Here is a 14,918-nt window from a genome sequence, read left to right on the forward strand (position 1 = left end):
GTCAGCCGCTGGTGAGCGTGGGCGAGGCAAGGCCGTTGAGACCCCGACCGGCCAGGCATCGATAGGTGAGGTCAGTGTCCGCGTCAGCCGGCGGTAACACCTCAAGATTCCATCCCGCCGCCTGACGCATCCCGCTGACCAGACGGAACGTCTCCTCGTTGCAGACCTGGCGTACTCGGGGATCCGCGACGATCTCGTCGTGGCCGGCATCGGCCAGGCCGGCCGGCAACTTCCCCTGGGCGTAGCTCTCCCAGGTGTGCCGGGCGTCGCACGGCACTCGGCTGGCTTCGGCCTGCTGGCCACGCACCTGCACCGGCCCGAAGCACTCCAACTCCGCAGCGCACTGGGCACCCGTGGGAAGCGCCTCCTGATGAGTGGCGCAGCCCGGGCGGAGCAGACCGGTGGCCGCCGGGCGGGCCGGCATGCTCGGCTGTGGCGACGGTCCACCACCGGCGGCCCAGGCGCCGACACCTGCCGAAGCGGCGAGGGCCACCACCCCTGCGGCCCCGAGGAACCAGCGGCGGCGACGGCTGCGCTCGGTGGAGCCCTCCCTGGCCGGCGGGGCGGCACGGCCGGCATCGTGGATGTTGGCGGCAACGCCGCTGGTCGGTGCCGCTGGAGGGGTCGACCCCCCGCTCGGTGCGGCCGAGCCGTCCAACGTCAGATTGGTGAGCATGTCGCGCAGTTCCGCGGCGGACGGCCGGTCACCGGGATCGTTTGCCATGCCGGCACGCAGCACGTCGACCAGGTCCTCCGGGATGCCGGGCAGGCTGGGAACCGGCTGGTGGAACATCTCCAACACGGTGACCAGGCTCGGGTTGCGCTCGCTCTGCCAGCGCGGGGGCCGGCCGTGCATGACCGCGTAGAGGGTGGCGCAGAGCGCGTACACGTCGACGGCCGGCGAGGGCGGACTGTGACTGAACATCTCCGGCGGCGCATACGCCGGGGTGAGCACTTCCAGCGCGACGGAGGCGTCCCGCATCTCGGCGACCACGGCGAGCCCGAAGTCGGCAAGCACCGCCGGGTTGAAGTGCGAGTGGAGGATGTTGGCGGGCTTGACGTCGCGGTGCAGCACGCCGGCGGCGTGTGAGTGGGCGATGGCGTCCGCGATCTTGACACCGAGATCCCGGGCCTCGACCGCGCCCAGCGGCGAATTGCGCATCCGCTCGGCGTACGAACCGTCGCAGAGTTCCATGATCAGGTAAGGGTGCTGGTCGATGGTGACCCCGACGTCGAACAGGTCGACCACGTGCGGGTGGGACGACATCCGACCGGCGGCACGCGCCTCGCGCAGAAAACGGGCCTGATCCCGGTCGCTGGCCAGGGTCCGGTTCTCCACCTTGACGGCGACCTCGCGGCCCACCGAGATCTGCGTCGCGCGGTAGACCGTGGCGTAGCCACCCCGGGCAAACACCTGCAAATTAGTCAGACCGGGCACGATGGGCGTCGGCAGGGCGCCGGGCGGGGTGTCGGTCACAGTCTCGAAAATACCGAACTCTGCCGGCCGCTCAGTGAACCGCATCGGTGGCCGGCCCCACACCCGATGTCCCGGCACCGCGCCGGTCGTCGTCCTGCTCCGATTCGTCGGCAGTCGATCCGCTCCCCGCCGCCGGGGCGACCGCCCCGGACCGAGCAGCCGTGCCAGCGGGTCGGCGCGCGTCCCACCAGAGCCCGGCGGCAGTCGCCACCGCGCCCAGGCCCTCCCAGGCCGCCACCCCGAAGAACCGCCCCGGTGCGATGTCAGCAAGCACCGCGAGGGTGAAGACCGTGAACGTGACCAGCCGGAACACGACGGTGAAGCGGTAGAAGGCGCGCCACTCGGTGGCTGCGGCGAGCAGGTAGTAGACCCCCATGTTGAACGAGGCCATCGAGGAGGCCGTCACGAAGACACCCGTGTAGTCACCCGGTGCCCGGCTCTGCGGGATCTCGAAGCCGAGCACCCGCAACAGCGCCTCCGGCCAGAGCAGGCCGACCGCCCCCATCACCAGCGCGAGCGCGCCGAACACCGCGATCGTCCACCCCGCGACCGAACGCGGCAGCCTCATCTTCGCCCCCCTCGACGGCGCGACCGACGACATCGACGGTCGCGTGCACCCGCCACGCTAGCGGCCGGCCCCGACCGGCCACATCCCCGAAACCGCCAGATCCGTACCGGCCATCGATCGACCGGGCGTACCAGGTCGAGAGCCCGACCCCGCCGGGTGACGTTTCCGGGACATCGCGCCACAGTGCGATCACACCGGCGGCGTGGCCGGGCGCGGGCACGCCGAGGTCGCGGGCGGGTGCGGTCAGCCGGGGGTTCGCAGGCGGTTCAGCAGCGCCTCCGCAGCGGCCCGCTCACTGCGCTGCTCGGTGGCGTACGCCAGCCGGACCGCGTCCTCGGCGCTGGCCTTCGCCTCCGCCGGCCGCCCGCACGCGGCCAGCGCCTCGGCCAGAACGCTCGCCGCGACCACCTGGCTGCGGACATCCTCGGCCTGCACCCGCACCGCGCGGTGGGCCCAGTCCAACGCCTGTTCGCGCTGGCCGTGGGCGAGCAGGGCCGAGGCGTACCGCGCCATCGACTGCCGGCGGGAGAAGAGCAGGGACGGGGTGGTGGCCGCCATCGTGGCGACCGGAGCGAGCAGGCCGACCGCGGTGCCCGAGTCGCCGGCCGCCAACCGGGCGGTGGCCAGCAGCACCCGGGGAGCGACCTGGGCCGGTGCCTGCGGATTGTGTGGTTCCACAGTGGTGAGCACCGCGCGGGCGTGCCGCTCGGCGCCGGCCACGTCACCCATTTCCAGCGCGACGAAGCCGCGCAGCGTACCGGCCATCCCGGTGAGCAGCGGGTGACCGGTCCGGTGACCGTACGCGAGCGCGTCGGTGAGCAGGTCCGCGGCGTGCTCCGGCTCGCCCAGCCCTCGGGCGACCACGCCCCGGACCACAAGCGCGAAGCCCTGCCCCCAGTCGTCCGAGGCGGCGGCGAAATCCCGGTACGCCCGCCGGGCTTCCCGGTCGGCGTCGACCAGCTCACCCAGCTCGGCGTTGGCGTACGCGTCGACCGCCCGGAGGGTGCCCACCGCCCACGCCTCGCCGACCCGTTCACCGAACGGCAGGAACACCCGGGCCAGCCGGCGCGCCTCCCGCAGCCGACCAGCGAGCAGCCGGGCGAAGGCGGTGGTGCCGCGCAACCACGCCCGTCCGTACGGGTCCTTGAGCTCGGCGAAGAGCCGGGCGGCCCGGCCGAGGACCGCGTCCGTGCCGGCGAAGTCGCCCCGGGTGGTGGTCACCCAGGCGAGGTTCTGCAACGACCACGCCTGTCCCCGGCGGTCCCCCGCGCCCAGACTCACCTGGTACGCCGCCGCCAGCCGGCTGCTGGCCTGGCCCAGCCGGCCGACCAGGAAGTCGGTCATGCCCAGCCGGCGCATCGCCGAGGCACGCAGGGCGGGCAGGTCGGCGTCCCCGGCCACCTGAAGCGCCTCCTGCCAGCAGGACTCGGCCCGCCGTAGATCACCCATCACCTGCTGGGCCTGCCCGGCGAGCAGCAGGGCACTGGCCCGGGTCGCCGGATCTCCCACGTTCGCGGCGATCTTCTCGGCCGAGGCCAGCGCGTCGGTGGCCCGACCCACCTGGAGCAGTGCCCGGGCGTGCGCCACCCGGTCGACGGCGGGGATTCCGTCGCGGGCCAGTTCGGTGGCGCGTTCGGCGTACTCGACGGCCAGTGCCGGCTCCCCCGCGTGCAGGGCTCGGCGGGTGGCCCGGCCGAGCGCCGCCACGCCCAGCGGCGCGACCGCCCGGGCCGGCGCGTCCGGACGTAGGGTGACCGCGTCGGCCAGCGCGGTGGCCCGCTCGACGTGCTCGGCCACGAAGTCGTCCCGGGACGCCTCCGGGAAGCCGCCCGGGCCGGTTCCGGTGCCGCTCGGGCTGGCGACCTCGGTCACCGGAGCCGCCCAGCGGGCCAACGCGGCGTGCCGTTCCGCCAGCTCCGCCTTGCTGATTCCGGAGTACGCGGCCTCCCGCATCAGCGGGGTGGCGAAGGCGTACCCGCTGCGGGTGCGGTGCAGCATCCGGCGTTGCAGCAGCTCCTCCACGGCCCGTTCCAGCTCGACGGCGGCGACGGCGGCCGGGCGGCCGTCACTGGCGGTGCGCTGCTCCCGCAGCGCCTCCAGCGCACCGTCGGGCACGGTGTCGCCGACCACCGCGGCGTCCCGCAGCACCGAGCGGGCCTCCGCCGGCAGGGCGTCGATCCGGGCGGCGAGCACCGCCGCGAGGTCGCGGGAGAGCAGGCGGCTGCCCAGTGAGCCCGGTGCCAGCCGCCAGGTGTTGCGTGCCCCGGCGGTGAGCGCCCCGCGTTCCATCAGCAGGGTGACCAGCTCCGCCAGGTAGAAGGGGTTGCCCTGGGCGGTGGCGAGCAACCGGTCGGCGTCGGGTTGGGGCAGCCGTCCACCGCCGAGGTAGCTGGTCAGCAACCGGGCCGCGTCGGCGCCTCGCAGCGGCGGCAGCGGCTGCACCTCGGCGTCGGACACCCGGGCCAGGGTGCCAGCGGTACGGACCAGTTCGGGTCGACCGAGCAGCAGCACCAGCACCGGACCGGCGAGCCGGGACAGCGTGACCTCCAACGCGCCGATGGTCTCCGCGGTGGCATCGTGCAGATCGTCCACGATCACCACCAGCGGTGCCTCCTCAGCGAGCGCGCTGAGCAGGTCGGCCACCGCGTTGGGCACCGCGTCGACGTCGGCGGGCGCCTGGGCGGTGCTCCACTCGCCCTGGTCCGTCGGGCCGCCGGCGGGGAGTTCCGCGTACCCGAGCAGAGCCAGCAGCTGATCGGTGGCGACCGGGGCCGGCTCCGTCCGGGTACGGCTGAGCCGTTGCCCGAGCCGGCGCAGCCGCTCCTCCACCGCGGCCCGGGTGACCGCCGTCGCGGTGTCGTTCGGCAACCCCGTCGCGGCGCGTACCAGGTCGGCGAGGGGCGCCAGCCGGCGACGCTCGCCGAACGCGGCACAGCGCACCGAGAGAACCCGGGCACCGGTATGCGCGGCGTACCGGCCGGCACCTACGTCGTAGCCGGCGGCGAGGCGTTCCACCTCGGCGGCGAACCGGGACTTGCCGATGCCAGCCTCGGCCGTCATCAGCAGCACCCGGGGCTCGGTACGGTCGATCACCTCGGCGAGTCGGCCGGCCACCCGACCGATCTCGGTCTCCCGGCCAACGAACGGCGCTTCGTCGCCCAGACCCGAGCGGGTACCGGGTGCGTCCAGCAGGCCGAGCAGCTCGTACGCCTCGACCGGCTCCCGCTTGCCCTTGAGCCGCAGCGGTCGCAGCGCCCGCCAGCTCGCGACGTGCCGGGTCGCCGCGGCGGTACGCCCACCGGCGTAGACCGCACCGACGGCGGCGGCGTCGGCCAGCCGGGCTGCGGTGTTCACCGTGTCGCCGATGACGGTGTACTCGATGGCGGCCTGGATGCCGGCGATCACGTCACCCGTGTTGAGCCCGACCCGTAGTCCCAGCGGCGCGCCGCCGCCCCGCTCGTCGTCGAGCACCCGGCGCACCGCACGCTGCATCGACAACGCGGCGCGTACCGCCCGCTCGGCGTCGTCCTCGTGCGCCACGGGGGCACCGAAGACCGCCATGATCCCGTCACCGGTCAGCTTGTCGACATGCCCGCCGAAGGTCTTGACCGCCCCGGCCAGCGCGGCCAGCACCCGGTCGGTGACCGCGCCGACGCGTTCCGGGTCGAGATCCTCCGACCAGGAGGTGAAGTCGGACAGGTCGCCGAAGAGCACGGTCACCACCCGGCGCTCGGCGGCGGGCAGGGTCGCGGCGGCCGGCAGCGCGGCGCCGCAGTTGTGGCAGAACCGGGCGCCGGGCACGGCGACGGTTCCGCACACCGGGCAGGTCACGCTGGATCCAACCTCGCGTCGCCGCCGTCGGATTCCCGGCCGAGGTATTCGAGTTGGGCGCGCACCGACCATTCCGCCGCCCACCACAGCGACCGGTCGACGTCGGCGTAGACCGCGGCGACCACTTCGGCCGCGGTCCGCGCCCCCGCGTCCAGCGCCGCCCGGACCTGGTCCAGGCGGGCGCGGCGGTGGGCGAGATAGAAGTCGGCGGCGGCGCCGCAGTCGGCCAGCGCCGGGCCGTGCCCGGGCAACGCCGGCACGCCCCGGTACGTCGAGAGCAGCTCCAGACTCGCCAGGTAGTCACCGAGGTGCCCGTCCGGGTGCGCCACGACGGTGGTGCCCCGGCCGAGGATCGTGTCACCGGTGAGCACCACCCGCTGACCGTCGTGCTCGGCGAGGAAGCAGACCGAGTCGGCGGTGTGGCCGGGGGTGGCGAGCAGGCGGATCTCCAAGCCGAAGCCGCTCAGGTCCTGCCCCGGCCCGGTCAGCGGCTCACCGCCGATGGTGTGCGCCGGGTCGACGGCAAGGACGGCGGCGCCATCGAGCAGGTGGTGCAGGCGTGACGAGCCCTCGGTGTGGTCCGGATGGCCGTGGGTGATCAGCACCAGCCCGATCGGCCCCTGCGCGACGATCGCCGCGAGGTGCGCCTCGTCCGCCGGGCCCGGGTCGACGACCACGGCCGGCTCGCCCGGCCGGGCCCGCAGCAGCCAGGTGTTGGTGCCGTCCAACGTCATCGGCCCCGGGTTGGGTGCCCGCAGCAGCGCCGCCCAGTCCGGCAGTTCGCTGGCGAGGGCGGTCACCGCCCCCGTCACATGCCCTCCCATGGCTGCGATCGTACGACCCCACGAACGCAGCCCCGCGATCTTGCAGTTCCGGTCCCCGATTCGTCCTCGTTAGAGTTCTTCGTCCGGTCGGGAACTGCAAGATCGCGGCAGGTCAGGAGACCTCGACGATGACCTCGACCTCCACCGGCGCGTCCAGCGGGAGCTCCGCGACACCGACGGCCGACCGGGCGTGCCGGCCCGCCTCACCGAAGACGGTGCCGAACAGGTCCGACGCGCCGTTGATGACACCCGGCTGCCCGGTGAAGCCGGCTGCGCTGGCGACGAACCCGGTCAGCTTCACCACCTTGACCACGTTCTCCAGACCGACAAGCGAGTCGATCGCGGCGAGCGCGTTCAGTGCGCAGCGTTGGGCCAGCTGCTTGGCCTGCTCGGCGGAGACACCGGCACCGACCTTGCCGGTGGCCAGGAGCTTGCCTTCGGCCATCGGCAGTTGCCCGGAGACGTACACGTGCTGCCCGGACTGCACCGCCGGCAGGTAGCTCGCCACCGGCGGCACCACCTCCGGCAACTCCAGACCGAGTTCCGCCAGCCTGGCGTGGGGTCCGTTGGCCACGGCACTCATGCCTTCGGGCGCTTCAGGTAGGCGACCAGCTGCTCCGGGTTCGGCCCGGGCACGACGGAGACGAGTTCCCAGCCGTCCTCACCCCAGTTGTCGAGGATCTGCTTGGTCGCGTGGACCAGCAACGGGACGGTGGCGTATTCCCACTTCTGCATCGGTGGAGTGCTCCCTCGGTGGCATGGACACTTCGGGACACAGCCTACGGTCCGCCGGCCGGCCGGGACGCGGGACGCTGGTCAGCATCGGGCCACTGCTCGGGAGCGGCCCGTTGCTCGGGTGCCGGCGACAGTTCCCCGCAGGGGCCGGAGTGGTCGTAGGGCTGGGGGCAGCGCGTGCGATCCGGCAGCAACAGGTCGCAGAAGACCCGGTGCCGGTTGTTCTGGTCGTCGGCGGTCGACACCTCGGTCTCACCGGCGTCGAGTTCGAGCAGGAAGTTCAGCGAGGTGGCCAGCCGACCGGCCAACGCGGTGGCGGCGGCCAGATCGGTCACCCGGATGGGCAGGTGGATGACGTACCCAGGGCCGTCCTCCTCCCGTCCGCCGGTCGGCTCGGCACTCGTGACCGGGTCGACGGGACGCCGATACGACCGCTCGTTGACCGGCAGCCGGCCGGAGGAGTCTCCGCCAGCTGTCCGGCTGCCCCGTCGCAGCCCGGCGGGGAACTGGGCTCGGGGGGTGTTGTCCGTGTCGCGCATGCACTGCCTCCGGGCGTCGTACCTGGTCACGGCGTCGCCCACCGGTCCGGGACCCATCCGCCCGGCCCGGGCCGGGGCGTGCCGGAGCGACCGTAGGACCGGGGCACCGGTCCCATCAACAGGACGCGCGCGCCTGATCGCGTTCGGTCACATTTGCGACACCCGGCCAGCGGAAAGTTGATCGCGATCGTCGTACCGGACAGACCGGGCCCTCCGCAGCGGCGCCGCGGACCGCTACCCTTCCCGTCTGGACGGGCGCCCGGCCCGGCCACCCGATCCCACGCGCACCGCCTTCATGCGGTGCTGCGCCGCACCCGGGGGGACCGATGACCCAGCCACCCGTCGGCGGCCCGACCGGCCCCACCGACCTCCCGCCGGCCGGCTCACCGGCCCAGCCCTCGCCACCGGCCACCGGCCACGGTGCGCCGCCCGCGCCGCCCGAGGGCGGGTATCGGCCGCAGCACTCGCCGGCCGGACCGCCGCGTAAGCGGGGGCCACTGCTGGCCTCGCTCACGCTGGTCGTGGTGCTGCTGCTCTGCGCCGGAGGCGGGGTGGCCGCCTTCCTCACCCTGCGCAACACCGAGTCGGGCGAGGGCGCGCCCGATCCGTCGGTGGCGGTCGACGACTTCCTGACCGCGATCTACCAGGACCGGGACGCCGCCAAGGCGGCGGCTATGGTCTGCACCGCCGCGCGCGACCAGGACAAGATCCGGGCCAAGGTGTCCGAGGTCGAGGAGTATGTCTCGACCTACCAGAACCCCCGGTTCCGGTGGGACACGCCGACCGTGGACAACGAGACCGGCGACCGGGCGACGGTCACCACCACGGTGACCGTCACCACCGCCGACGAGAAGATCGCTGATCAGGATCTGCGCTTCACGGTGATCCGTAAGACCGGCTGGTGGGTCTGCGAGGTCGCCTGAGCACGCCGGATGGATAGGCTCGACGGGTGGGAGCAGCGCAGCGACCGACTGACCGGGCCGGCATCGACTGGCCCGCCCGCCTGCACGTGGTGACCGGCAAGGGCGGCACGGGCAAGACCAGCGTGGCCGCCGCGCTGGCCCTTGGCCTGGCCGCCGGTGGTCGACGCACCCTGCTGGTGGAGGTGGAGGGGCGTCAGGGCATCGCCCAGCTCTTCGGCACCGAACCGCTGCCGTACGCCGAGCGGCACCTGGTCGACGCCCCCGGCGGCGGCACGGTGGCGGCGCTCGCGGTGGACGCCGAGGAGGCCCTGCTCGAATACCTCGACATGTTCTACAAGCTCGGCGCGGCCGGCCGGGCGCTGCGCAAGTTCGGTGCGATCGACTTCGCCACCACGATCGCTCCCGGTCTGCGCGACGTGCTGCTCACCGGCAAGGTCAAGGAGGCCACCACCCGCACCGTCGACCAGCGACGGGTGTACGACGCGGTGGTGCTGGACGCGCCACCGACCGGCCGGATCGGGCGTTTCCTGAACGTCACCGCCGAGACCGCCCGGCTGGCCAAGATGGGGCCGATCAAGACGCAGAGCGACGGAGTCTCCGCGCTGCTGCGCTCACCGATGACCGCCGTGCACGTGGTGACTCTGCTTGAGGAGATGCCGGTGCAGGAGACGGTCGACGCGATCGCCGAGCTGACCTCGCTCGGTTTCGGTGTGGGGCGGGTGATCGTCAACGGGACCAGGGCACCGCTGCCGACCGGACGATTGGTCACGGAAGCGGAACTGACGCGGGGACTGCGCGCGGCGGGGCTGCCAGCCAGCACGGGGATCGTCACCGGCCTGCACCACGAGGCGCGGGACCTGATGATCCGCCGGGAGTTGGAGGATTCGCTCCGCACCGATCTGGTGGACCTCGGCGTGCCCCTGGTCGAACTACCGCTGCTGCCCGACGGGGTGAACCGCGCCGGCCTGGAGGTGCTCGCCGCCGCGCTCGTCCAGGCCGATTGACTCACACCTCACCTCGGCCTGGCGCGCGGAGCCGGTCAGCCCGATACGCTCGATTGGTGCCTTCCGACAACGCCGCGCCGCCGCTGGACGTCGACCGGATCCTGGCTGATCCGGGAGTTCGGATCGTGGTCTGCTGCGGTGCGGGCGGGGTGGGCAAGACGACCACGGCCGCCGCGCTCGCGTTGCGCGCCGCCGAACAGCACGGACGCCGCACGGTGGTGCTCACCATCGACCCGGCGCGGCGGCTGGCCCAGTCCCTCGGCCTGACCGAGCTGGACAACACGCCCCGGCAGGTCAAGGGGATCGACGTCGAGGACAGCGGCGGCGAACTGCACGCCATGATGCTCGACATGAAGCGCACCTTCGACGACGTGGTGCTGGCGCACACCGATCCGGCGAAGGCGGCGGAGATCTTCGCCAACCCCTTCTACCAGGCCATGAGTTCCACCTTCGCCGGCACGCAGGAGTACATGGCGATGGAGAAGCTCGGCCAGTTGCACGCGCGGGGCGAGTGGGACCTGATCGTGGTGGACACTCCCCCGTCGCGCTCGGCACTGGACTTCCTCGACGCACCGGCCCGGCTGTCGCGGTTTCTCGACGGGCGGATGCTAAGGCTGCTGCTCGCGCCGGCAAGGACCGGCGGTCGCAGCATGTTCAGCCTGGTCACCGCCTCCTTCGGGATGTTCTCCCGGGTGGTGCAGAAGGTGATCGGCACCCAGTTGTTGACGGATCTGTCCGGCTTCGTCGCCGCGCTCGACTCGATGTTCGGCGGGTTCCGGCAGCGCGCCGAGCAGACGTACCGCATCCTTCAGGCGCGGGAGACGGCGTTCCTGCTGGTCGCGGCGCCGGAGCCGGACGCGGTCCGGGAGGCCGCCTACTTCGCCGGCCGGCTGGGCGCGGAGCAGATGCCGCTCGCCGGCCTGGTACTCAACCGGGTGCACCGGCCGACGGTGACCGAACTGGGCACGGCGGAGAGCCGGGCCGCCGCCGACCGCCTGGCCGCGGCCGGTGGCCATGAGGGCACCGTCGAGGTGTTGCGGGCGCACGCCGCCCTGGCCGAGCAGGCGGTACGGGAGCAGCAGGTGGCAGCGCGGTTCACCGAGGCGTTTCCCCAGGTGCCGGCCGTGTCGGTGACGGCGCAGCCCGCCGACGTGCACGACGTCGACGGGCTACGGACGATCGCGGCGGCGATCAGCCGCCACTGACCGACGGGTGGGTGCGGCCGGAAGCCGCAGCCGACCGTGCCGGTGGTTCAGTTGCCGGTCGCGGCCAGGATCTTGTCCTTGCCGGCCTTGTCCTTGGCGTTCTTCTTCATCGCCGCCTCGAACATCTTGCGCCAGCTGGTGACCTGGGGATGGCGACGCAGCAGCGCGCGACGTTCCCGTTCGGTCATGCCACCCCACACGCCGAACTCGATCCGGTTGTCCAGCGCGTCGGCCAGGCACTCGTACCGGACTGGGCAGCTCCGGCAGATCCGCTTGGCCACGTTCTGTTCGGCGCCCTGTACGAACAACGCGTCCGGGTCCCCGTTCTGACACGCCGCCAACGACGGCCAGTCAGTGATCATGCCCATCTGTACACGTCCCCCCTTGCTGTACTACCGACGCCGTCGCGGGCCAGCCGGCAATCCCCCCGGGTCGTCCGGCACGCCTTACCCCAAGGCGGCACAGACGACATGTGGCGCTGTCGCCGCCTACATCATGCTCTGTAGTCGCACGATTACGCAACGTTGTCGGCGAAATCCATCATTCCGGACACTCCCGGCTTCTCGGGCCCGGGACCGCCGCTTACCCCACCGAGGTCGCCGAAAACGCTGCGAGCCACCTCCATGAGGAGGAAACTCGGCTCGAATCCACGCAACCGGACACCCGGTGCCACGCGTCTAGCACAACGAGGCCGGCGCGCGCAGGAAATGGGGAAAAGACGCCCCAGCGCCCCTCGTTACCTGTTCGCGTACCCTGTCGAGGTGACCTGGATGCGGAAACGTGACCACAACGTCCTGACCAACGCCGCATCGCTGCTCATCTGTGGGCTGTTGGCCGGCGTGGTGGTCGCCGCTGCGGCTTTCCCCGCGGTGGCGATGTCGGGCCTGGCCGCGAAGGCCGGCGCGGAGACCTTCGGCGCGCTACCGAAGGAACTCACCGTGGCCCGCGCACCACAGATCAGCTACCTGCTCGCCTCCGACGGCAAGACACCGCTGGCCACCATGTACGACGAGAACCGGCGGGACGTCAAGCTCGCCGACATCTCGGAGAACATGCGCAACGCGATCATCGCCGCCGAGGACCACGACTTCTACAACCACAACGGGGTCGACCTCAACGGCGTGGCCCGGGCCTTCGTCAACAACAGCCAGGCCGGCGCCGACCGGCAGGGCGCCTCGACGTTGACCATGCAGTACGTCCGGATGGGCATCGCGTACTCGGCCACGCACCCGGCCGACGTGATCGCCGCGACCGAGGACACCAGCGCCCGCAAGCTGCGCGAGATGCGGTACGCACTCCAGCTCGACAAGGAGATGTCGAAGGACGAGATCCTGGAGCGCTACCTCAACCTCGCCGCCTTCGGCAACGGCGCGTACGGCGTCTACGCCGCCAGCCAGGTCTACTTCAACAAGCCCCCGAAGAACCTGAAGATCGAAGAGGCGGCCATGCTGGCCGGCCTGGTGAAGGCCCCCACCGCGTTCGACCCGACCACGAAGGACGGTTACCCGCACGCGGTCGACCGGCGCAACTACGTGATCGACAACATGGTCAAGACCGGGGCGATCACCCAGCAGCAGGCCGATGAGGCCAAGGCCGTCAAGCTGGTGGTCAAGGGCAAGCGGGCCCCCAACGGCTGCGTCGCCACCAACAAGAACGCCTGGGGCTTCTTCTGCGACTACTTCTACCGCTGGTGGATGTCGCAGGAGACGTTCGGGTCGACCTCGTACGACCGGGAGCGGCGGCTCAAGAGCGGCGGCTACACGATCATCACGACCCTGGACAAGCAGGCCCAGACCGGCGCCGACAAGGCGGTGCGCCGGGCGAAGCCGGTGACCGCCAAGGAAGCCGCCATGGTCGCGGTGGTCGAGCCCGGCACCGGCCGGGTCCGGGCGCTGTCGGTCAACCGGAACTTCAAGCTCGACAACCCCGACAAGCCCAAGAACAAGCCGCACAGCGACCCGAAGCAGCGCGAGAAGGGCAAGCGGGGCAACTATCCGAACACGGTCAACCCGCTGCTCACCGGCGGCGACGGCATCACCGGCTACCAGGGCGGCTCGACCTTCAAAATCTTCACCATCGTGGCCGCGCTGGAGAAGGGCATCCCGCTCAGCTACACCTTCAACGCGCCGCAGCAGTTCAGGTCCGAGTACATCATCGACAGCAGCAGCCCCGCCGCCTGTCCGGGCACGAACCTCTACTGCCCGACGAACTCAGGCAAGAAGGCCGGCGGCGTGCAGAACATGTGGAGCGCCTTCTCCGCCTCGATCAACACGTACTTCGTTCCGTTGCAGCAGCAGGTCGGCGCGGAGAACGTGGTGGACGTGGCCAAGCGCCTCGGCATCCAGTTCCGGCAGAGCAAGGACGCGGATTTCGCCAACACCAAGGAGGCCGCGCACCAGTGGGGCGCGTTCACCCTGGGCGTCTCGCAGGTCACCCCGCTGGATCTGGCAAACGCGTACGCCACCCTGGCCGCCGACGGCAAGTACTGCGAGCCGATCCCGGTGCAGGAGATCCGGGACCTGGACGGCAACAAGCTGGACGTGGCCAACCCGCGCTGTGAGAAGCGGATCAGCACCGAGGTGGCCCGCGCGGCGGTGGACGCCGCCCGGTGCCCGGTCGGCGACAACTCCTCCACCAGCAAGTGCGGCGGCAGCCGGACCGCGGCCCAGACCAAGGGCATCGTCGACGCCCCGGTGGCCGGCAAGTCCGGCACCACCGACTCCGAGAAGAGCGCCGCCCTGGTCGCGATGACCAAGCAGTACGCGGTCGCCGGCATCATGGCCGACCCGGACTGGCCGCAGACCAATGCCAAGATGAAGCACAACCAGCCGGACGGCATCAACCCGCCGGTCTGGGAGACGCTGCGCGACGCCATGAAGGGCAAGAAGCGGATCGACTTCGACCCGCCCGGTAAGAAGATCTCCCTGGGCGACCAGCGCACCATCCCTGGCGTCGGATGCCTGTCCCTCGACCGGGCCAAGTCCCGCCTCTCCGGCGCTGGCTTCGAGCCGATCGTCTCCAGCAGCCGGGTCACCTCCGACTGCCCCGCCGGGACGGCCGCCGGCACCAGCCCCAGCGGGCGCACCATCAAGGGCGGCATCGTGACGATCATGGTCAGTGCCGGTAAACCCAGCAACGGCGGCGGTGACGACCGGCCGGGGAACGACTCACCCTCCGGCCCGCCCAACAACCCGGGCCGTCCGCCGGACCGACCCGGCGGCTGACCGCCGCAGCAGCGCTCGAACGGGCGGGCACCCGAACCAGGGGGTGCCCGCCCGTTCATGTGGCGTGACCTGCCGCCAGCAGGAGATAAGGGCCGGGATGGATATTCGGCTGGGACGATTCAGAGGCCCAGCTGGCGGCGTACCTCGGCTGCCACCCGGCCCCCCTCGGCCTGGCCGGCCACCGCGGCCTGAGCCGCCTTCATCGCCGGGCCCATCTGGGCCTTGCCGGTGAAGCCGCCCGCGGCGAGCGCCTGCGTGACCAGCTCGGTCAACTCGGCGTCGGAGAGCTGCTTCGGCAGGTAGCGGTCCAGCACCTCGCCCTCGGCGCTCTCCCTCGCGGCCTGCTCGGCGCGGCCCGCGTCGGCGAAGGCGGTGGCGGCCTCGCGGCGCTTCTTGGCCTCCTTGGTCAGCACGGCCACCACCTCGTCGTCGCTGAGCTCCCGCTTGGCCTTGCCGGAGACCTCGGCAGTGCCCACGGCGGCCAGGGCCATCCGCAGCGTGGAGGTGGTCAGCTCGTCGCGGGCCTTCAGGGCGGCGCGCATGTCGGCGGTGAGGCGGTCCTTCAGCGTGCTCATGGACGGTCAAACT

13 protein-coding genes are annotated in these 14,918 nt (G+C 72.0%); 4 read left to right on the forward strand and 9 right to left on the reverse strand.

What is annotated here, in order from left to right; all coding sequences use genetic code 11:
- Window position 1 precedes the first annotated feature (1 nt).
- The 7 genes from Vse01_RS16515 to Vse01_RS16545 form a co-directional block, all read right to left on the reverse strand.
- Window positions 2–1,477, reverse strand: a complete 1,476-nt coding sequence (locus Vse01_RS16515; RefSeq protein WP_093410117.1) for a serine/threonine-protein kinase — start codon at window positions 1,475–1,477, stop codon at window positions 2–4.
- Window positions 1,478–1,508: 31 nt separating this feature from the next.
- Window positions 1,509–2,045 (reverse strand): hypothetical protein, encoded by a 537-nt coding sequence (locus Vse01_RS16520; protein WP_093409969.1) that lies wholly within the window; start codon window positions 2,043–2,045, stop codon window positions 1,509–1,511.
- A gap of 243 nt (window positions 2,046–2,288) precedes the next feature.
- Complete coding sequence (locus Vse01_RS16525; RefSeq protein ID WP_093409972.1) at window positions 2,289–5,876, reverse strand: adenylate/guanylate cyclase domain-containing protein; 3,588 nt, start codon at window positions 5,874–5,876, stop codon at window positions 2,289–2,291.
- Window positions 5,873–6,700: an MBL fold metallo-hydrolase gene (locus tag Vse01_RS16530; RefSeq protein WP_093409974.1), complete on the reverse strand. Its 828-nt coding sequence runs from the start codon at window positions 6,698–6,700 to the stop codon at window positions 5,873–5,875. Before Vse01_RS16530 ends, Vse01_RS16525 begins: the two co-directional genes overlap by 4 nt.
- A 112-nt stretch (window positions 6,701–6,812) precedes the next feature.
- Window positions 6,813–7,283, reverse strand: coding sequence for a RidA family protein (locus Vse01_RS16535; protein ID WP_093409977.1), 471 nt, complete (start codon window positions 7,281–7,283; stop codon window positions 6,813–6,815).
- A complete protein-coding gene (gene sp36 / locus Vse01_RS16540; RefSeq protein ID WP_013736319.1) occupies window positions 7,280–7,435 on the reverse strand; it encodes a Sp36 family protein in 156 nt (51 codons plus the stop codon). The genes Vse01_RS16535 and sp36 overlap by 4 nt, the downstream gene beginning before the upstream one ends.
- A 44-nt stretch (window positions 7,436–7,479) precedes the next feature.
- Window positions 7,480–7,974: a hypothetical protein gene (locus Vse01_RS16545; protein ID WP_093410120.1), complete on the reverse strand. Its 495-nt coding sequence runs from the start codon at window positions 7,972–7,974 to the stop codon at window positions 7,480–7,482.
- 326 nt (window positions 7,975–8,300) lie between these two features.
- Between Vse01_RS16545 and Vse01_RS16550 the strand changes: the two genes are divergently transcribed.
- The 3 genes from Vse01_RS16550 to bagB are packed head-to-tail and all read left to right on the forward strand — an operon-like array spanning window position 8,301 to window position 11,106.
- Window positions 8,301–8,897: an Rv0361 family membrane protein gene (locus Vse01_RS16550; RefSeq protein ID WP_093409979.1), complete on the forward strand. Its 597-nt coding sequence runs from the start codon at window positions 8,301–8,303 to the stop codon at window positions 8,895–8,897.
- A gap of 26 nt (window positions 8,898–8,923) precedes the next feature.
- The gene (bagA, locus tag Vse01_RS16555) at window positions 8,924–9,901 is read left to right on the forward strand and encodes an ATPase BagA (protein WP_093409981.1); all 978 of its coding nucleotides are present in this window, start codon (window positions 8,924–8,926) and stop codon (window positions 9,899–9,901) included.
- A gap of 53 nt (window positions 9,902–9,954) precedes the next feature.
- A complete protein-coding gene (bagB, locus tag Vse01_RS16560) occupies window positions 9,955–11,106 on the forward strand; it encodes an ArsA family ATPase (protein ID WP_170863603.1) in 1,152 nt (383 codons plus the stop codon).
- Between the two features lie 47 nt (window positions 11,107–11,153).
- Here the strand turns inward: bagB and Vse01_RS16565 are convergent, their stop codons facing one another.
- The gene (locus Vse01_RS16565; protein WP_093409985.1) at window positions 11,154–11,474 is read right to left on the reverse strand and encodes a WhiB family transcriptional regulator; all 321 of its coding nucleotides are present in this window, start codon (window positions 11,472–11,474) and stop codon (window positions 11,154–11,156) included.
- A gap of 402 nt (window positions 11,475–11,876) precedes the next feature.
- Between Vse01_RS16565 and Vse01_RS16570 the strand changes: the two genes are divergently transcribed.
- Window positions 11,877–14,330, forward strand: a complete 2,454-nt coding sequence (locus Vse01_RS16570) for a penicillin-binding protein (RefSeq protein WP_093410122.1) — start codon at window positions 11,877–11,879, stop codon at window positions 14,328–14,330.
- 119 nt (window positions 14,331–14,449) lie between these two features.
- Here the strand turns inward: Vse01_RS16570 and Vse01_RS16575 are convergent, their stop codons facing one another.
- Entirely contained in the window at window positions 14,450–14,905 is a 456-nt protein-coding gene (locus Vse01_RS16575) for a GatB/YqeY domain-containing protein (RefSeq protein WP_093409988.1), read from the reverse strand.
- Between the last annotated feature and the right edge of the window lie 13 nt (window positions 14,906–14,918).

This window comes from Micromonospora sediminimaris (assembly GCF_016863575.1).
Taxonomy (GTDB): Bacteria; Actinomycetota; Actinomycetes; order Mycobacteriales; family Micromonosporaceae; genus Micromonospora; species Micromonospora sediminimaris.